We start from the raw sequence: 18,850 nt of genomic DNA, 5'->3' as shown, positions 1-18,850 counted from the left end.
TATCCGCCGCCGCGCTTCTCGGTCCACCCCGGCCCCCGGATCGAAGGAGAGACACGGATGCCGAGCCTCGATATCAGCCGCCGTGTCCTGCTTGTCGGCCTGGCGTGGAACGCCGCTGCAGGCCTCTCGGCACGGCTCGCGCCCGCCCTCGCTCAGGCAGTGGCCGGCGACCCACTTCCCTCCTGGAACGACGGTCCGCCAAAACGCGCCATCATCGAGTTCGTTCGGATCACCACGGATCGCTCGAGCCCGCGCTTCGTGCCACCGGAGGCGCGCATCGCCACCTTCGACCAGGATGGCACGCTGTGGGTCGAGCACCCCATGTACACGCAGGTGGTCTACTGCTTCGAGCGCGTGCCGTCCGTAGTCGCGCAGAGGCCGCAGCTCAAGAATGTCGAACCGTTCAAGACCGTGCTGTCCGGCAACCGGGAGGCCATGGCACGACTGTCGATGCCCGACCTGGAAAAGGTCCTGGCGGCGACCCTCACCGGCATGCCGGTGGAGACCTTCGAGGCCGAAGCCAAGGCCTGGATCGCCAGCGCCAGGCACCCGCGCTGGAATCGGCCCTATGTCGAACTGGTCTACCAGCCCATGCGCGAGGTGCTGCGCCACCTGCGCGACAATGGCTACAAGACCTATATCGTGACGGGCGGCGGCCAGGATTTCGTGCGCGCCTACGCCCAAGACGTGTACGGAATCCCGCCCGAGCAGGTGGTGGGCACCGCGGGCGGTGTCAGATACGGCTACGGCAAGGACGGCAAGCCGTTCCTGACCAAGGAGCCCAAGCTGCTCCTGAACGACAACAATGCCGGCAAGCCCGAGGGCATTCATCTGCTCATCGGCCGCCAGCCCACGGCGGCCTTCGGCAACTCGACCGGCGACCGGCAGATGCTGGAGTATGCGCAGGCGGGCGACGGCGCGCGCCTCTCCATGCTGGTGCTGCACGACGACCCGGCACGAGAATACGCCTACGGTCCGGCCCGTGGCCTGCCGGATACCCGGGTCGGCGCCTTCACCGCCGCGCTCGACGACGAAGCCAGGAGCAAGGGCTGGGCGGTGATCAGCATGAAGCGCGACTGGAAGCGCGTGTTCGCGTTCGAATAGGGAGACGGGGCAGGGCGACGGCGCCGGAAACGGCGCAGCCGTCAATCGGCAGACAGCCGCCGCGTGCCGTAGTCGCGATAGCGGGCTAGGACGGTCTCCATCTCCGTTTCGTCCAGCATGACGATCGGCCCGCTGTGCCTGGCGATGCAATACTGGCGCGCCAACGTCTCCAGTTGCGCCGCCTTGGCGAGGGCGCGTGGCAGCGTCTCGGCGCAGCAGACCATGCCGTGGTTGGCCATCAGGCAGGCGCTGTAGCCCTTGAGCGTGTCGACGACACCGCGGGCGAGCGCCCTCGTGCCGAAGGCCGCGTAAGGCGCGCACGGCACCTGCTTGCCGCCGAAGGTGGCGACGGCATAGTGGAACGCCGGGATCGGCTGGCGCAGACACGACAGCGCCACGCAGTGATCGGGATGGGCGTGGATGACCGCACGGCCGAGGCCCGCCTTGTAGATCTCGGCGTGAATCGCCCACTCGCTCGACGGGATGCCGGCCGAGAGCGCCTCGCCGTCGAGGCTGGTGCGCACGATGTCCTCGGGCCGCACCGTGGCGCCGTCAGCGCCGGTCGGACTGATGAGCATGTCGGCGCCCAAGTGCACGCTGACGTTACCCGCGTTGCCGGGGCTGAGTCCGGCCTGCTCGAGGCGCCGGTAGACATCGCAGAGCTCGGCCCGGGCCGACTGTTCATCCATGGTGCCGCTCACGCCCCGCCTCCCCGTGCTACGTCCATCCTCCCCGCGCCCATAGCACATTGCCCGGCGCCGCCCCGCGGCGAGCCGCGTCGCCATGCCGTCCGGCGCAGGCGGGCGTCGGTTACCGGCCGACGCCGGCGGCCCGCCCGTCCCACAGCGCCTGCAGGCCGGCGGCAAAGGCCTCCGGCTTGAAGCGCGTGTCGTGCCTGACCTGTTCGGCCCGCTCGTCGGCGAGCACATGGTCCACCCCGGCCCGGATCCCCTCGAGCGTCCGCTCGGCGACCTGGCGCGGCGATGTCTTGGGACGGTCGATGCCGGCGGCCATATCGGTGTCGACGAACCCCGCATAGATGCCGATCACCTGCGTGCCCTGGGCCTTGAGCTCCATGCGGGCCGCATCGGTGACGGCGAGCGCCGCACGCTTGGAGGCGCCGTAGGTGGCATTCAGCGGCGAGGTGAACCAGCTGACGACCGAAAGCATGTTGGCGATGGCGCCGCCGCCGTTGCGCGCCAGGATCGGCGCGAAAGCCCGCATCATGGCGAGCACACCGTAAACATTGACCTCCATCTCCTGCCGCATGGCCTGTTCGGAGCCGGCAGCCAGCATCGGGCGTCCCAGCAAGATGCCGGCGTTGTTGATCAAGATGGTTGCATCGCCGCAGCGCTCGGCCGCCGCCGCGACCGAGACGGACTGCGTCACGTCGAGGCTGACGGGGGTGAGGCGCGGGTCGGTTATGGCGGCCGGGTCACGGGCGCCGGCATAGACCTTCGCCGCGCCGGCTCCGATGAGCGCCTCCGCAAAAGCCTTGCCGAGGCCCCGGTTGGCGCCGGTGACCAGCGCGACACTGCCTTCGATGTTCATGGGGACCTCCTCGTTCCAACCGGCCGGCCGGGTCGCCTCAAACCTATGGGGTCGCGCGCGGCCGTGATAGCCGACAAAGCCGGGATTGCGGCGCGCCATCCGCGTATAAGTGTCCGCCGCCCCGCTGCCCAAGGAACCGCAAGCCTTGATCTCCGCCGACCATCTCAAGGCGATCGCCCCCTGGGCCCGGGAGTTGGAACCAACCGAATTGGAGCGGGCGGCGCGCGGCACCACTGTCCGCGTCTTCAACAAGGGCAGCTACATCCTGCACCGGGGCGACCGGCTCGATGCCTGGATCGGCGTCATCGGCGGTCTGGTCAAGGTGAGCGCCATTTCGAGCAGCGGCAAGGCCGTGAGCTTCGCCGGCGTGCCGGCCGGCGGCTGGCTGGGCGAAGGCACGGTGCTGAAGAACGAGGCGCGCCAATACGACCTCGTCGCCGTCCGCGACAGCCGGGTCGCCTTCATGGCCGGCACCAGCTTCCGCTGGCTCGCCGACAACAGCTTCGCCTTCAACCGGTTCCTGGTGCGCCAGCTCAACGAGCGGCTCGGCCAGTTCATCGCGCTCGTCGCCTCCGACCGCATGCTCGATGCGCCGGCGCGGCTCGCCCGCTGCATCTCATGGCTGTTCAACGCCGTGCTCTACCCCAACGACGGCGCCCATCTGGAGGTCAGCCAGGAGGAGCTCGGCCTGTTGTCGGGCTTATCGCGCCAGGCCGCCAACAAGGCGCTCCAGAACCTGGAGGATCGCGGGCTGCTGCGGATCGAGCGGCAGGGCATCACCGTGCTCGATCTCAGGGGCCTGGCCCATCTCGGCGAATAAGCCGCCCGGCCCGGCGCAGACACAGCTCCGAGAATAGTCATAAAGTCATAGGCTTGTCTGTCAATGGCGGCCTTGCGCCGCCCCATTCCCTCTGCAAACTGAGGCGATCAGGATCCGGAGCGAAATCCGGACGGCACACGCCCCGCGGGGCGAAACGGGAGGTTCACGTGACGGCCGAGCCGCCACCCGGCGACACCTTTGCCAAGCTTTTGCAGCATCACGCCGCTGTCCGCGGCCAGAGGCCGGCGTTCCGCCACAAGGATCGCGGCATCTGGCAGACGTGGACGTGGGCCGAGGTGCACGAGAGCACCCGCGCCTACGCCGTTGGGCTGGCGCGGCTCGGCCTCAAGCGCGGCGACCGCATCGCCGTTGTCGGCAGCAACCGGCCGCGACTCTATTGGACTTTCCTCGCCGCCCAATCGCTCGGCGCCGTGCCGGTGCCGGTCTATAGCGACGCGGTGGCGGACGAACTCGCCCACGTACTCGCCCACGCCGAGGTGCGCTTTGCTGTGGCCCAGGACCAGGAGCAGGTCGACAAGGTCCTGGCGGTGCAGGCACGGCTGGCGCAGCTGGAACAGGTCGTTTACGACGAGCCGCGCGGGCTGCGCGACTACGACCGCGGCCGGCTTCACGCCATCGACGACGTCATCGCCGCCGGCCGGCGCGCGCTCGCCGAAGAGACCGACGCCACGGCCTGGCTCGACGGGGAGATCGCCTCCGGGTCTGGCCGCGATGCCTCCATCATCCTCTACACCTCCGGCACCACCGGCCGCTCGAAGGGCGTGGTGCTGGCGGCCGGCCGCTGCATCGCCGCCGCCGCGGACACGGTCGTCTTCGACCGGTTGAGCGAAAAGGACGAGGCGCTGGCCTACCTCCCGCTCGCCTGGGTGGGCGACCACTACCTCAATTTCGCACAGGCGCTGGTCGCAGGCTTCTGCCTCGCCTGTCCGGAATCCCCGGACACGGTGGAGCAGGATCTCAGGGAGATCGGCCCCACCTTCTATTTCGCGCCGCCGCGCGTCTTCGAGAATCTGCTCACCCGCGTCATGATCCGCATGGAGGACGCCGGCGCGCTCAAGCAGCGCCTGTTCCACTATTTCATCGGGGTGGCGAAGCGCTACGGCGAGGCCATCCTCGACGGCCGGCCCGTGCCGGCGGGCGCCCGCCTGCTCTACGGCGCCGGCGCCCTGCTGGTCTACGCGCCGCTCAAGAACATGCTCGGCCTGTCGCGCGTGCGCACCGCCTATACCGCCGGCGAGGCCGTGGGGCCGGATCTCTTCTCGTTCTACCGCTCGCTCGGGCTCAACCTGAAGCAGCTCTACGGGCAGACCGAGGCGTTTCTCTACGTCACGGCGCAGCCCGATGGCGGGGTCCGCGCCGACACCGTCGGGCCGCCGGCGCCGAACGTGGCGATCCGCATCGCCGACAGCGGCGAGGTGCAGTTCAAGTCGCCCGGCATGTTCGTCGAATACTTCAAGGATGCGGAGAAGACGGCCGAGGCGATGACGCCCGACGGTTTCATCAGGACAGGCGACGCCGGTGTGTTCGAGCCGGACGGCCAGCTCAAGATCATCGACCGGGCCAAGGACGTCGGCCGGCTCGCCGGCGGCGCCCTGTTCGCGCCGAAGTATCTCGAGAACAAGCTTAAGTTCTTCCCCAACATCAAGGAGGCCGTCACCTTCGGGGACGGCCGCGACTTCGTGGCCTGCTTCGTCAACATCGACCTCACCGCCGTCGGCAACTGGGCCGAGCGCAACAACATCGTCTACGGGTCCTACCAGGAGCTCGCCGGCCACCCGCTCGTCTACGACATGATCGGCGAGCACATCGCCGAGACCAACCGCGCTCTCGCCCGGGAGCCGGCCATGGCGGCCGCGCAGATCCGGCGTTTCCTCATCCTGCACAAGGAGCTCGACGCCGATGACGGCGAGCTCACGCGCACCCAGAAGGTGCGCCGCAACGTCGTCGCCGAACGTTACCAGCCGCTGATCGCCGCCCTGTTCGCCGGTGACGCCGCTGCCGACATCGCGACCGAGGTCACCTTCGAGGACGGACGCAAGGGCATGCTCTCGGCCCGCGTCGCCATCCGCGACGCAGCCGCCACGCCGACGCCAGCGCCGGTGCTGGAGGCCGCGGCATGAACGGCCCGGGTCCGAACGAGACCGCCATGCGCAAGGCGGAACCCAGGGCGGAGCGGGCCGACGGCGCCCCGTCCGCGCCCCCCGGCCGATCGACGGGCGAGGTGCTGCTGGCGGTCGAGAACGTCTCGCTGCGCTTCGGCGGGGTCAAGGCGATCAGCGACGTGTCCTTCGACATCCGCAAGGGCGAGGTGCGTGCCATCATCGGCCCCAACGGCGCCGGCAAGACGTCGATGCTCAACGTCATCAACGGCTTCTACCACCCGCAGGACGGCCGCATCACCTTCAAGGGGGAGACCCGCAGCAAGATGCGGCCCTCGGTGGCGGCCGCCCAGGGTATCGCCCGCACCTTCCAGAACGTGGCGCTGTTCAAGGGCATGACCACGCTCGACAACATCATGACCGGTCGGGCGTTGAAAATGCGGCGCGGTTTTTTCTGGCAGCTCTGGCGCCACGGCCCGGCCATGGCCGAGGAGGTGGAGCACCGCAAGTTCGTCGAGGAAATCATCGACTTCCTCGATATCGAGGCGGTCCGCAAGGTGCCCGTCGGCAAGCTCCCCTACGGCCTCCAGAAGCGCGTCGAGCTCGGCCGGGCCCTCGCCATGGAGCCGGAGCTGTTGCTGCTGGATGAGCCGATGGCGGGCATGAACCTGGAGGAGAAGGAGGACATGTGCCGCTTCATCCTCGACGTGAACAACGAGTTCGGCACCACGGTGGCACTGATCGAGCACGACATGGGCGTGGTCATGGACCTGTCCGACCGCGTCGTCGTGCTGGAGTACGGCCGCAAGATCGCCGACGGCACACCGGACGAGGTGAAGCGCGACCAGAAGGTGATCGACGCCTACCTCGGCGTGGCGCACTGAGGGGCCCGCGATGACCATCCTCTACGCCATCTTCGTCGACCCCTTCGTGCAGATGGCCGGCGCGCCGGACCTCCTGGTGCAGGCCCTGTGGGACGGGCTGGTGTCGGGCGTGCTCTACGCGCTGATCGCCCTCGGCTTCGTGCTGATCTTCAAGGCGTCGGGCGTGTTCAACTTCGCGCAAGGCATCATGGTGGTGTTCGCGGCGCTGACCCTGGTCGGCCTGCACGAGAAGGGCGTGCCGGCGTTCCTGGCCCTGGCGCTCACCGTCGCCGTCATGTTCGTGCTCGCCGTCGGCGTCGAGCGGGTGGTGCTGCGGCCCCTGGTCAACCAGCCCGACATCATCCTGTTCATCGCCACCTTCGGCCTCACCTATTTCCTCATCGGCTTCGGCGAGCTCATCTTCGGCGGCAATCCGAAGGCGATGATCACCGATCAGCTGTTCCTGCCGCGCGGCGTCGTCGACGTGCCCATGCTCGGGGGCATGGTGTCGTTCCAGAAGATCGACATCGCCGCCGCCATCATCGCCTCGCTGATGGTGGCGGGCCTCGCCGTCTTCTTCCAGAACACGCGCATCGGCCGGGCGCTCCGGGCGGTCGCCGACAGCCACAAGGCGGCGCTCTCGGTGGGCATCTCGCTCAACCAGATCTGGGTCATCGTCTGGTTTGCCGCAGGCCTGGTGGCGCTCGCCGCCGGCATCATGTGGGGCGCGCGCTCCGAGGTGTCCTTCGCGCTCGAGATCATCGCGCTCAAGGCGCTGCCGGTTCTGGTGCTCGGCGGCCTGACGTCGGTGCCCGGCGCCATCATCGGCGGCCTCATCATCGGCGTCGGCGAGAAGCTGGGCGAGTTCTACTGGGGACCCCTGGTCGGCGGCGGCATCGAGAGCTGGCTCGCCTATTTCATTGCTCTCGCCGTTCTCCTGGTGCGACCCCAGGGGCTGTTCGGCGAGAAGATCATCGAGCGGATCTGAGGATCTCTGACGTCATGCTCTACCGCGAGACGGGCCAGTTCAAGACGACCTACGCCGCCGACATGGCCGTGTTCCCGCTCCGCCAGGACCGGATCGGGCTCGCCGTCATCCTTGCGGCGGCGCTGACGCTGCCGTTCGTTGCCGGCGAGTACATGCTGAGCGCGGTGATGATCCCGCTGCTGATCTTTGCGCTCGCCACCATCGGCCTCAACCTGCTCGTCGGCTACACTGGCCTCCTGTCGCTGGGAACGGCCGGCTTCATGGGGGTCGGCGCCTATGCCTGCTACAAGCTGACGACCTTTTTTCCCGACGTGAACATCGTCGTCTGGATCCTCGTCTCCGGCTTCTTCTCGGCCGGCGTCGGCGCGCTGTTCGGGCTGCCCTCGCTGCGCATCAAGGGCTTCTATCTCGCCGTCGCGACGCTCGCCGCACAGTTCTTTTTGCAGTGGTGCTTCACCCGCATTCCCTGGCTTTACAACAACAACATCTCGGGTGCGATCGAGGTGCCGGGGAGGACCCTCTTCGGCGAGTTCGTGACCGGTCCCAACGCGTCGGCCGAGATGCGTTACCTGGTCGTGCTCGCGGTCGTGGCGCTGCTCACCTGGATCGCCTCCAACCTCGTGCACGGCCGCATCGGCCGCAGCTGGATGGCGGTGCGCGACATGGACATCGCCGCCGAGCTGATCGGCATCCGGCTGCTGCCCACCAAGCTGCTCGCCTTCGCCGTGTCGTCCTTCTACTGCGGCGTCGCCGGCGCGCTGATGGTGTTCCTCTGGTATGGCTCGGCCGAGCCGGAGGTGTTCTCCATCAACCAGTCGTTCCTGATCCTGTTCATGGTCATCATCGGTGGCCTGGGCAGTCTCATCGGCTCGTTCTTCGGCGCCGCGCTGATCTATGTCCTGCCCATCGCGCTGAAGGCGGTGCCGCCGCTGTTCGGGCTCAGCATCGCCGCTGCCACCGTCGAACATATGACGTTCATGATCGTCGGGGCCCTGATCATCGGCTTCCTCATCGCCGAGCCGCACGGGCTCGCCAGGCTCTGGCAGACGGGCAAGCAGAAGCTGCGGACGTGGCCGTTCCCGTATTAGGGCGCGCCCACCACTGACACGGGGTCGGCCGGCCGGGCCGATCGAACGCACGAAGGGGCGGCAAGGCCCCATGCACGGAGGAAGACCATGGGACGCACAGGATACCGATACCTCGCGGCAGCCGTTGCCGGCTGCCTGGCCGCGGGCGCCGTGGCGCTGCCGGCCGCCGCCGCGGAGGACAGCAACTTCGTGCCGCTGTTCACCTACCGCACCGGGCCGTTCTCCGGCTCCGGCATCCCCATCGCCAACGGAATGCGCGACTACCTGGAGATGCTGAACCAGCGCGACGGCGGCATCGGCGGCGCCAAGATCGCTATCGAGGAGTGCGAGACCGGCTACGACACCAAGAAGGGCCTCGAATGCTACGAGGCGGTGAAGGGCAAGAACCCGGTCATGATCAATCCGTGGTCGACCGGGATCACGCTGCCGCTGATTCCCAAGGCCAAGGTCGACAAGATTCCGGTGCTGTCGATGGCCTACGGCCTGTCGGCCTCGGCGCTGGGCGACACCTTCCCCTGGGTGTTCAATCCGCCCAACACCTATTGGGACGGCCTGTCGATGATCATCCGCTACATCGGCGAGCAGGAGGGCGGGCTCGACAAGCTCAAGGGCAAGAAGCTCGGCTACATCTATTTGGACGCGGGCTTCGGCAAGGAGCCGATCCCGATGTTCGAGCAGTTCGCCAAGGACCTGGGCTTCGAGCTTAAGCTCTATCCGGTGGCGGCCACCGACATGCAGAACCAGTCGTCGCAATGGCTCGGCGTGCGCCGCGACCGGCCCGACTACATGGTGATGTACGGCTGGGGGGCGCTCAACCCGACCGCCATCAAGGAGGCGGTGCGCATCAACTACCCGATGGCCAAGTTCATCTCGATCTGGTGGCCGAGCGAGGACGACGCCAAGTCCGCCGGTGATGGCGCCAAAGGCTTCAAGGAGCTGAACTGGCACGGTGTCGGCACCGACTTCCCGGTCATCAAGGACATCCAGAAGCTCGTCGTCGACAAGGGCCTGAGTCAGGTGGCCAAGGACAAGGTCGGCGAGGTGCTCTACAACCGCGGCGTCTACAACTCGATGCTGATCGCCGAGGCGATCCGCAACGCCCAGAAGCTCACCGGCAAGAAGGCCGTCACCGGCGAGGACGTGCGCCGCGGGCTGGAGACCATCGACCTGACCCCGGCCCGGCTGAAGGAGCTCGGCATGGAGGGCTTCACCGACCCGCTGAAGCTCACCTGCAGCGACCACAACGGCCACGGCGCGACGTTCATGCAGGAGTGGAACGGCGAGAAATACGTGAAGGTCTCCGGCCCGCTGAAGCCCATGACCGACAAGGTGGAGCCGCTCGTGCAGTCGGCCGCCAAGGACTATGCCGAGAAGAACACCGGCTGGCCCAAGCGCACCGAGGTCTGCGACAAGGCATCGTGAGAGGAAGCTGGGAGCATCCAGCCACGTCATGGTCGGGCTTGACCCGACCATCCATCACCAACGTAACTTCAGCCCGACCGGGCTGGCCGAATGCTGCGTTTACCTAGTGGATGGGTGGCCGGGACAAGCCCGGCCATCAACCCCGACCATGGCGCGGCAGGGGTCGATACTGGACGACCATGCAAACCGCTCAGGCTGAACCCGCCACCGACCCCGTCCTCGCCGTCAACAACATCGAGGTCATCTACGACCACGTCGTGCTTGTCCTGAAGGGGGTCTCGCTCGCCGTGCCGCGGGGCGGCATCGTCGCCCTGCTCGGCGCCAACGGCGCCGGCAAGACGACGACGCTCAAGGCCGTCTCCAACCTGCTGCACGCCGAGCGCGGCGAGGTGACCAAGGGCTCGATCCTGTTCGAGGGCGAGCGGGTCGACCGCTCGAGCCCCAACGACCTGGTGCGGCGCGGCTGCATCCAGGTGATGGAGGGCCGGCATTGCTTCGGCCACCTGACCATCGAGGAGAACCTGCTGACCGGCGCCTTCACCCGCCGGGACGGCCGCGCCGCCATCCGCGCCGACCTGGAGAAGGTGTATGCCTACTTCCCGCGCCTGCGCGAGCGGCGCAAATCCATGGCCGGCTACACGTCGGGCGGCGAGCAGCAAATGTGCGCCGTCGGGCGGGCGCTGATGTCGCGCCCCAAGATGATCCTGCTGGATGAGCCGTCCATGGGGCTGGCGCCGCAGATCGTCGAGGAGATCTTCGAGATCGTCAGGGATCTCAATGCCAAGGAAGGCGTCTCGTTCCTGCTCGCCGAGCAGAATACCAACATGGCGCTGAAATACGCGACCTACGGCTATATCCTCGAGACCGGGCGCGTGGTGATGGACGGCGACGCCGCCATGCTGCGGACCAACGAGGACGTGAAGGAGTTCTACCTCGGTGTCACCGAGGGCGAGCGCAAATCCTTCCGCGAGGTGAAAAGCTATAAGCGCCGCAAGCGCTGGCTAACCTGATCTGGAGGAGCACGTGAGCGAATTCTTCGACGAACGGGAAACGCGCGATCCGCAGGCGCGCGAAGCCGACCTCTTCGCCCGCCTGCCCGCGGCCCTTGCACGGGCCCTCACCTTCCCGGGCTGGGCCAAGCACCTGGGAGCCGTCGACGCCAAGGCCGTGACCACCCGCCAGGCGCTCGCGGCGCTGCCCGTGCTGCGCAAGTCGGACCTACCGGGGCTGCACGCGGCCGCACCGCCCTTCGGTGGCTTCGGCCCGAGCGAACTCTCGCATTTTGGTCGCCTGTTCACCTCGCCCGGCCCGATCTTCGAGGGCGAAGGCACCGGCCGCGACCCCTGGCGCTCGGCCCGCGCGCTGTTCGCCGCCGGTTTCCGCAAGACCGATATCGTGCTCAACACCTTCGCCTACCACCTCACCCCTGGCGGCTTCATGATGGACCATGCGGCCCGTGCCGTCGGCTGCGCGGTCATCCCCGCCGGGCCTGGCAACACCGAGCAGCAGTTCGAGGTGATCCGCGCGTTCAGCCCCACCGCCTATGCCGGCACGCCCGACTTTCTGAAGATCCTGCTCGACCAGGCGGATGCGTCAGATCGCGACGTCTCGTCGATCCGCAAGGCCTCGGTGGGCGGAGCCGCCTTTCCCCGCTCGTTGCAGGAGGCCTTCACGGCCCGCGGCATCGAGGGATACCAGTCCTATGGCACCGCCGACGTGGGCACGGTCGCCTATGAGACGTCGGCCCGCGACGGCCTGGTGATCAACGAGGACATCATCGTCGAGATCGTGCGGCCCGGCACCGGCGATCCGGTGGACGAAGGCGAGATCGGCGAGGTGGTGGTGACCACGCTCGATCCCGATCATCCGGTGATCCGCATTGCGCTCGGCGACCTCTCCGCCATCCTGCCCGGCTTGAGCCCCTGCGGCCGCACCGGCCAACGCATCAAGGGCTGGCTCGGCCGCGCCGACCAGACCGCCAAGGTCAAGGGCATGTTCGTGCGGCCGGATCAGATCGCCGAGATCGGCAAGCGCCACCCGGAGCTGCGCCGGCTGCGGCTGGTGGTGCGCCGCGCCAACGAGCTCGACATGATGGAGCTGAAGGCCGAGACGACCATGAGCCACGACGACACCTTCGTGAAGGCCGTGCTGCAGACCCTGCAATCGGTCACCAAGCTCAAGGGCACGGTGGAGCTGGTGCCGCTCGGCTCGCTGCCCAACGACGGCAAGGTCATCGCCGACGAGCGAACCTACACGTGAGTCGTGTCCTGACCGCGCTGGTTCCAGCCGATCAGGAGGCGCTCTGAGCCTCCCGGGCGGTCGCGACCGAGGCCCCAACCGTTGCCGCGGCGCGCGAGCGGAACTGCCGCGGGGTAGCCCGCGTGACCTTCCACATTAGCCGCCGCAGGGCGGTGGCGTCGCCGTAGCCGACTGCGGCGGCAACCTGCTCGACCGACAGCCTGCTGCTCTCCAGGAGCAAGCGGGCACGGCTGACGCGCACGCTCTGCAACAAGGCGGAGATCGTATGCCCCGTGGCCGCCTTGACGTGCCGGGCCAGCGTCCGCTCGGACATGCCGAACTCTGCCGCGAGCTCGGCCACCGTCGGCGGATGGGGAAGCGCGGCTTCGAGCCGCGTCACCACCCGCCCGGCGAGCTCGCTGCCGCTGGCCAGCGCCGCCGGCATGATGAAGCGCGCCTGGGATTGTCTTCCGTCGGCCACCAGGGTGCGCGAGACGGCCTGCGCCAACCCCGGCGTGAAGCGACCACGCAGGAGGTGGAGCACCAGGTCGATGTGGGCGAAGGCCGCCCCTGCGGTGACGACCGGGCCATCGGCGACGACCATCTGATTGACGTCGACGACGCAGGCCGGCTCGCGCTGCTGCAGCAGTCCGCCGAGCCACCAGCTGGTGGTCGCCCGTCTGCCCCCGAGCAGACCGGCGGCGGCGATCAGGAACACCGCCGAGCACGAGGCGGCGACGGTGCCGCCCGCTTTCGCGTGAGCGGTCAGGTGGCCGATGGCGTCGACGGCATCCGGCCGCGCAAGGCGGTCGGCTATCGCGTCTGCGTTGTCGACGCAAAGACCGGGGACCAGCCAGACCGACCGGTCGGCCCGGGCGCCGCGGGGCAGCGGCTCGGCGGCAACCTTCAGCCCGTTGCTGAGGTCGACGGCTGCGCGCGTGGACACCACGCGCCAGCGCGGCGCCGCGGAACCGGCCTTCTCGGCGAGCCTCGCGGCGTTCGCCAGAATGTCCAAGGTGCCGCCGACGCCGGATGCGAAGGCACCGGACAGGGCAAGGATGGTAAAATCGAACACTGACCGATTAGGCTCGAATAATGTCCATTCGGACACTCGATCGCATCGCTCCCCGACTGTCAAATGAGCCGTCGCAGTTTCGCCGAGGGCAGACGGATGAATAGCAGGGATCTCGATCAGTACGATCCGCTCGAGGATTTTGCGCCACGCAAGATCACGCTCGACGGCCTCACCAAGATGGTCCACGTGGCGGGCGAGGGACCGGCCGTCGTCGTCATGGCCGAGATGCCGGGGATCAGCCCTCACGTGGCGCGCTTCGCGCGCTGGGTCCGCGACGCCGGGTTTACGGTCTATATGCCGTCCCTGTTCGGTCGCGATGGGGGACTGCCCGACCTGGACACCGCGCAGGCGATCTTCAAGCGCGCGTGCATCAGCGCCGAGTTCCATGCCCTCGGGGCGGGACGCTCCAGCCCGGTGACCCGCTGGCTCCGGGCCCTGGCGCGCCTCGCCCATGAGGAGTGCCCGGGTCCCGGTGTGGGCGCCATCGGCATGTGCTTCACCGGCAACTTCGCGCTCAGCATGATGCTCGAGCCCTCGCTGCTCGCCCCTGTGCTGTCGCAGCCGTCGCTCCCGCTCGACGTGCCGGCCGGGCTGGAGATTGCCGCCGACGAGCTCGCGGCGGTCAAGAGGCGCCTCGACACCGAGGATCTGACGGTCCTCGCCTATCGCTTCGCCGGCGACCGCTTTTGCAGGGCGGAGCGCTTCGCCGCCTACCAGGCGGCTCTCGGCGACCGCTTCATCGGCCGCGTGCTGCCCGACAGCGCGGCCAACCCAGATGTGCCGGAGTTCTTCGCCAAGGCGGTGCAGACGCCCCACAGCGTCGTGACCGTCCACCTCATCGACGAGGCGGGACAGCCGACCACGGCGGCGCGGGACGAGATCCTGGCATTCTTCGCCGGACGGCTTCGACCGAAGGACTGAAGAGAGCGCCGCACGTTCGTCCGCAACGCGCCGCAGCCTGTTGCCCGGCAAGCGGTCTCTACTCGTCGAGGCGCGGGTAGGAGATCACCGACAGGAAGCGGATCGGCAGCTTGCGCATCTCCTCGGGGCCGTGCGGGGCGTCGGCGTCGAAGAACAGGCTGTCGCCGGGCTGCATGGTGTAGAGCCTGTCGGCGTGGCGGTACACCACCTCGCCTTCCAGCATGTAGAGGAACTCGAGGCCCGAGTGCTGGAACAGCGGAAAGACGTCTGATTCCTCGGTCAGCGTGATCATGTAGGGCTCCACCACGACGCGCGAGGAGCGGTCGCCGGTGTGGCCGAGCAGGTGGTATTGGTGGCCGTTGCGGGTGCCGCGCCGCTCGATCGAGAGCCCCGTGCCCGCCTTGACGAAGACGGCGCCGCGCCGTTCCTCGTAGCGCCGGAAGAAGGCGGTGACCGGCACGCCCAGCGCCCGTGACAGCGCCTGCAGCGTCGTCAGCGACGGCGAGGTGGCGCCGTTCTCGATCTTCGAGAGCATCCCCAGCGACAGCCCGGTCGCCGCGGCGAGGTCCGCCACCGTCAAGCCGAGCTTGGTCCGGAAGGCGCGCACCTCACGCCCGATCGCCACCTCCAGGAGGTTGTCGCGGGCACCGGTCAGCGCATGCGGATCCTGGCCACCGACATCAGGCGCGATCAACGCCTCCTTGGCGGCGGCGTCGGTGGAGGCGAGCCGTGCTCCCGATGATTTCCTCATCCATACTCCCCCGTTGCCAGTGCGCCGAGCAAGGCGCGCCCGGCGATGCGGCCGCCGAACTCCTGGGCTGCGTCAACCAGGCAGTCTAGCAGGTAGATGGCCGCAGCACTGTCGGCGAGCAGGTGGAAGACCGGCCTGCCGCCCTCGTCGGCGCGCACCACGACCGCGTTGAGGCGCGCCACCGAGGTCTGCGCGACGGCGAGATCGGGAAAGTGCGCGAGCCTGAGATCGACGCCGCAGAGCTTGGCGAACATCTCGGGCGCAGCCGCTCCGGCGACAGCGAACCAGGCGTGGCTGTCGCGCCGCGGCAGCGGATAGGTGCGCACGCCGGCATCGATGTCCCACTCCGCCTCGAGCGCCGCGAGCCGCGTACCGTCGCCCGTGAGCGGCCCGAGCAGCATCACCTCGCTCGCGGCCAGCACCAGGCAGAGCCCACCATCCGGCTGGCGGAAGGCACGGTTGGGCTTGTTCTCGACAACGACGCCGCGCGCCTGCATGGCGGCCAGCGTCTCCCGTCCCTTGAAGCCGAGCCGCGGCAGCGGCGATAGATCGACGATGGCGAGCCCACCCGCGTTTGCGGTGCCGACCCGCTCCGCCACGGCCCCGCCGGGCAGTTCCGTCCAGGTCACGGCGCCGTGGACTGCAAGCGCCCGGTAGAGCGGCGAGCGCTGCAAGGCATTCTGTGGATCGACGCTCACGGGATCACAGCTCCTGGCGCTTGTTGTCGGGGTCGTAGAAGGGCGTCGGCACCACCTCGGCCTCGACCATGGCCCCCTTGTCGATGCGGATGGAGAAGCGGGCGCCGACGGCGCTCTTGGCCGGGGGCACATAGGCCAGCCCGATGACTCCGCCCGCGGCCAGTGAGCGCACCGCGGAGGTGACGCGCCCGACGATGGCGCCGTCCTCGATCACCAGATGGCTCTCCAGCGGACAGGGAGCGGCCGGATCGCGCAGCGTGAAGCCCACGAGCTGCCGGGTGAGCCCCTTGGCCAGCTGCATGTCGACGGCGCGCTTGCCCACGTAGAACGGCTTCGTCTTGGCCAGCGCCCAGGCCATGCCCGCCTCCACCGGGTGAGTGAGGCCGTCGGTATCCTGGCCGATGATGATGTGCCCCTTCTCCAACCGCAGCACGCGCTGCGCCTCGACGCCGAACGGCTTGATGGCGGACGCCTGGCCCGCCTCGAACAGCCTGTCCCAGAGGGCCTCGCCGAAGCTCGACGGGCAGTGGATCTCGAAGCCGAGCTCGCCGACGAAGCCGACCCGCAGCATCCGCACGGGTATGCCGGCGAGACGGCCGGTCCGCACCCCCATATAGGGGAAGGCTTCGGGCGAGAGGTCGATGTCGCAGTCAAGCCTCGCCAGCACCTCGCGCGAGCGCGGGCCGGCGATGTTGACCGCCGCATAGCTCGCCGTGACGTTGGCCACGTCGACGTCCATGCGCCACTGCTGGTTCCACCACGTCATCTGGCGGTAGACCGCGTCGACTCCACTGGTGGTGGCGGTGACGTAGAAGTGCTGCTCATGGAAGCGGCAGGCGACGCCGTCGTCGATCACCACGCCGGTCTGGTCGGTCATCAGCGCGTAGCGGGCTCGGCCGACGGGCTGCTTGGCATAGGCCCAGGTATACATGCGATCGACGAACGCCGCCGCATCCGGCCCGCGGATGTCGAGGCCGCCCAGCGTCGACACGTCGATCAGGCCGACGCCCTCGCGCACCGCCTTCACCTCGGCAGCGATCGCCCCGGCCGCGCCGGCCTTGTCGCCGTAGTAGGCGGGCCGCAACCAGAGACCGGCGGGCATCATGCGCGCGCCGAGCTCCACATGGCGGCCGTGCAGGGCGCTCAGCCGCCGGGGTTCGAAGCTACGGCCGGCCAGATGGCCGAACTTCTCCGGCAGCAGCGGCGGCCGGAACGTCGTGGTGCCGACCTTGTCGAGGCTACGCCCGGTTTCGCGCGCCACGATGCGGATGGTGTTGACGTTGGCATGCCGGCCCTGGCTGGGCCCGAGCCCGGCCGTCGAATAGCGCTTCACCAGCTGGATATCGTCATAGCCGTCGCCGACCGACTGGACGATGTCGCGGCTGACAAGATCCTCGTCGAAATCGATGAAGTCCTTGCCGCGGGCGGCCAGCGTCATCGGCCAGGGGTGGGTGATGCGCGCCGTGGCGGGATCGCGGGGCCGCGCCGGCCCCTCGACCGTCCCGCCGGCGGCGGCCTGCGCCGCCAGGCGGCCGACGTGCGCAGCGTCGTCGCGGACCACGTCGTCCGACCACATCCCGCCGGCCGACCCGGCGAGCGCCAGCCAGGGCGGCAGGTCGCTCGCCCGGTGCATGGCGACCGCTTCGTCGTAGGTGACCTTGGCGCCGACATAGCTCGCCAGGTTGAGCGCCGGCGTGTAGCCGACCGTCATGGCGACGAGGTCGCACGCGATCCATTCGGGAGCGGCTCCGCCGGTCGGCGGCGCCACAGCGACGGCGGAGACGCGGTCCCGCCCACGGGCGTCGACCAGCATCGATGCAGAGATCACGCGGATGCCGCGAGCCCGCACCGGTTCAGCCGCCGCGGCGTCCGGAGCGGCCGTCAGGTCGACCACCGCGGCGACCTCGATGCCCGCATCGGCGAGATCGAGCGCGGTGTCGTAGCCGAAGCGGTTGGCTGTGGCGACCACCGCGCGCTGCCCCGGCTTCACGGCATAGAGGCGCAGCAATCGCTGCACCGCATCGCCAAACAGGATGCCCGGGCGGTCGTTGTTGGCGAACACCAGCGGCTGGTCGTAGGCGCCGGTGGCCAGCACGGTCTGTTTGGCACGGATCTTGAGGAGACGATTGCCGGTGAGCGCCGCCAGCCAATTGTCGGCGAACAGGCCGGTGACGGCGGTCTCGCTCAGGATGCGCAGGCCCGGCAGGCTGTGGGCGCGCGTCACGAGGGCGGCGCGCGCCTCCTCGGCCACCGCGCGGCTGCCGCCGAGCCGGCCGAACAGCAGCGAGCCGCCGAGCTCGGGCCATTCGTCGATCAGCAGCGTGTCCGCTCCGCTTTCGGCCGCGGCGATGGCCGCCGCAAGTCCTGCCGGGCCGCCGCCGACGACGGCGACGTCGCAGAACAGGTAGGCCTTGTCGAAATGGCCGTGGCGGGCCTTGGGATCGAGTGTACCCAGCCCGGCCAGCCGTCGGATCGGCTTCTCGAAGAAGGCCCAGGCGCCGCGGGGGCGGAAGAAGGTCTTGTAGTAGAAGCCCACCGGCAGGAAGCGCGAGAACAGGCCGATCGCCGCCAGCGCGTCGCGCTCGAGCGGGCCGAGCCGGTTGACCGAGGTGACGGCGAGGCCTGCGGCGATCGGATAGCGGTCGCCGCGCACGTTGGGCTCGGCACCGACCTGGACCATGCTGTTGACGTCATGGCCGGCCATGGTGAGCGGCCCGCGCGGGCGGTGATACTTGAACGACCGCGACAGCATCGTCTGGCCGCCGGCCAGCATGGCGCTGGCGATCACGTCGCCGGCGAAACCGCGCTGCGGCCGGCCGTCGAAGCTGAAGTCGACCGGCTTGGCGCGGTCGATGAAGAGGCCCCAGCCGGGGCCGTCCAGACGGGCGCCGGGGATCATGCCGCGCCTCCCGCGCCGGCCACGGCATCCGCTGCCGAACGCTTGCTGTCGAAGTAGTCGGCGACGGTCATGGTGGCGAGAATCTCATCGGTGAGCGTATTGCGGCGGGCGATGAACCAGGTGTTGCTCGGCGTGTGCAGCCACCATTCGTCGACCTCACCGGCGATGTTGTCCTCGATGAACAGGTAGTCGGTCCATTCGGCATCGCTGCAAGCGGCCGGATCGGGCACGGCCTTCACGTCGCCGCCGCAGACGAATTCGGTGATGTTGCGCGGCCCGTTGAGCGGGCAGACCATGATCTTCATGTCCGCG

At 68.8% G+C, this 18,850-nt stretch carries 17 protein-coding genes; 10 read left to right on the top strand and 7 right to left on the bottom strand.

The genetic code is table 11. From position 1 onward, the window contains the following. The first annotated feature begins 57 nt into the window (after positions 1–57). On the top strand, positions 58–1,104 hold the full coding sequence (locus IEW34_RS24950; protein WP_188611950.1) for an HAD family hydrolase: 1,047 nt from the start codon (positions 58–60) through the stop codon (positions 1,102–1,104). A 41-nt stretch (positions 1,105–1,145) separates the two neighbouring features. Here the strand turns inward: IEW34_RS24950 and IEW34_RS24945 are convergent, their stop codons facing one another. Next, positions 1,146–1,805 carry a class II aldolase/adducin family protein gene (locus IEW34_RS24945; RefSeq protein WP_188611949.1) on the bottom strand — a complete coding sequence of 220 codons (660 nt, stop codon included), beginning with the start codon at positions 1,803–1,805 and terminating at the stop codon, positions 1,146–1,148. Between the two features lie 109 nt (positions 1,806–1,914). After that, positions 1,915–2,655, bottom strand: coding sequence for an SDR family oxidoreductase (locus IEW34_RS24940; RefSeq protein WP_188611948.1), 741 nt, complete (start codon positions 2,653–2,655; stop codon positions 1,915–1,917). Positions 2,656–2,800: 145 nt separating this feature from the next. Between IEW34_RS24940 and IEW34_RS24935 the strand changes: the two genes are divergently transcribed. The 8 genes from IEW34_RS24935 (at position 2,801) to IEW34_RS24900 (ending at position 12,215) form a co-directional block, all read left to right on the top strand. Then, the gene (locus IEW34_RS24935; protein WP_188611947.1) at positions 2,801–3,475 is read left to right on the top strand and encodes a Crp/Fnr family transcriptional regulator; all 675 of its coding nucleotides are present in this window, start codon (positions 2,801–2,803) and stop codon (positions 3,473–3,475) included. A gap of 167 nt (positions 3,476–3,642) precedes the next feature. Continuing rightward, complete coding sequence (locus IEW34_RS24930) at positions 3,643–5,616, top strand: AMP-dependent synthetase/ligase (RefSeq protein WP_188611946.1); 1,974 nt, start codon at positions 3,643–3,645, stop codon at positions 5,614–5,616. Then, on the top strand, positions 5,613–6,479 hold the full coding sequence (locus tag IEW34_RS24925; RefSeq protein ID WP_244642198.1) for an ABC transporter ATP-binding protein: 867 nt from the start codon (positions 5,613–5,615) through the stop codon (positions 6,477–6,479). The genes IEW34_RS24930 and IEW34_RS24925 overlap by 4 nt, the downstream gene beginning before the upstream one ends. Before the next feature lie 10 nt (positions 6,480–6,489). Next, positions 6,490–7,446, top strand: a complete 957-nt coding sequence (locus IEW34_RS24920) for a branched-chain amino acid ABC transporter permease (RefSeq protein WP_188611945.1) — start codon at positions 6,490–6,492, stop codon at positions 7,444–7,446. Between the two features lie 14 nt (positions 7,447–7,460). Next, on the top strand, positions 7,461–8,534 hold the full coding sequence (locus IEW34_RS24915) for a branched-chain amino acid ABC transporter permease (protein WP_188611944.1): 1,074 nt from the start codon (positions 7,461–7,463) through the stop codon (positions 8,532–8,534). A gap of 87 nt (positions 8,535–8,621) precedes the next feature. Continuing rightward, a complete protein-coding gene (locus IEW34_RS24910; RefSeq protein WP_188611943.1) occupies positions 8,622–9,956 on the top strand; it encodes an ABC transporter substrate-binding protein in 1,335 nt (444 codons plus the stop codon). Positions 9,957–10,135: 179 nt separating this feature from the next. Next, the gene (locus tag IEW34_RS24905) at positions 10,136–10,966 is read left to right on the top strand and encodes an ABC transporter ATP-binding protein (RefSeq protein ID WP_188611942.1); all 831 of its coding nucleotides are present in this window, start codon (positions 10,136–10,138) and stop codon (positions 10,964–10,966) included. 13 nt (positions 10,967–10,979) lie between these two features. Continuing rightward, positions 10,980–12,215 carry a phenylacetate--CoA ligase family protein gene (locus IEW34_RS24900; RefSeq protein WP_188611941.1) on the top strand — a complete coding sequence of 412 codons (1,236 nt, stop codon included), beginning with the start codon at positions 10,980–10,982 and terminating at the stop codon, positions 12,213–12,215. A gap of 31 nt (positions 12,216–12,246) precedes the next feature. On the opposite strand, the gene IEW34_RS24895 is transcribed toward IEW34_RS24900, so the two are convergent. Continuing rightward, a complete protein-coding gene (locus IEW34_RS24895) occupies positions 12,247–13,269 on the bottom strand; it encodes a GlxA family transcriptional regulator (RefSeq protein ID WP_188611940.1) in 1,023 nt (340 codons plus the stop codon). A gap of 96 nt (positions 13,270–13,365) precedes the next feature. Between IEW34_RS24895 and IEW34_RS24890 the strand changes: the two genes are divergently transcribed. Next, positions 13,366–14,190, top strand: a complete 825-nt coding sequence (locus IEW34_RS24890) for a dienelactone hydrolase family protein (protein WP_188611939.1) — start codon at positions 13,366–13,368, stop codon at positions 14,188–14,190. 58 nt (positions 14,191–14,248) lie between these two features. On the opposite strand, the gene IEW34_RS24885 is transcribed toward IEW34_RS24890, so the two are convergent. The 4 genes from IEW34_RS24885 to IEW34_RS24870 are packed head-to-tail and all read right to left on the bottom strand — an operon-like array spanning position 14,249 to position 18,843. Beyond that, on the bottom strand, positions 14,249–14,941 hold the full coding sequence (locus IEW34_RS24885) for a helix-turn-helix domain-containing protein (protein ID WP_188611938.1): 693 nt from the start codon (positions 14,939–14,941) through the stop codon (positions 14,249–14,251). Next, complete coding sequence (locus IEW34_RS24880; RefSeq protein ID WP_188611937.1) at positions 14,938–15,639, bottom strand: sarcosine oxidase; 702 nt, start codon at positions 15,637–15,639, stop codon at positions 14,938–14,940. The genes IEW34_RS24885 and IEW34_RS24880 overlap by 4 nt, the downstream gene beginning before the upstream one ends. Positions 15,640–15,643: 4 nt before the next feature. Further along, on the bottom strand, positions 15,644–18,538 hold the full coding sequence (locus IEW34_RS24875; protein ID WP_188611936.1) for a 2Fe-2S iron-sulfur cluster-binding protein: 2,895 nt from the start codon (positions 18,536–18,538) through the stop codon (positions 15,644–15,646). Continuing rightward, positions 18,535–18,843 (bottom strand): sarcosine oxidase subunit delta, encoded by a 309-nt coding sequence (locus IEW34_RS24870; RefSeq protein ID WP_188611935.1) that lies wholly within the window; start codon positions 18,841–18,843, stop codon positions 18,535–18,537. Before IEW34_RS24870 ends, IEW34_RS24875 begins: the two co-directional genes overlap by 4 nt. Between the last annotated feature and the right edge of the window lie 7 nt (positions 18,844–18,850).

The organism is Chelatococcus reniformis (assembly GCF_014640075.1).
Taxonomy (GTDB): Bacteria; Pseudomonadota; Alphaproteobacteria; order Rhizobiales; family Beijerinckiaceae; genus Camelimonas; species Camelimonas reniformis.
The sequence above is the reverse complement of the archived record's forward strand: the minus strand, read 5'-3'. Positions and strand labels throughout refer to the sequence as shown.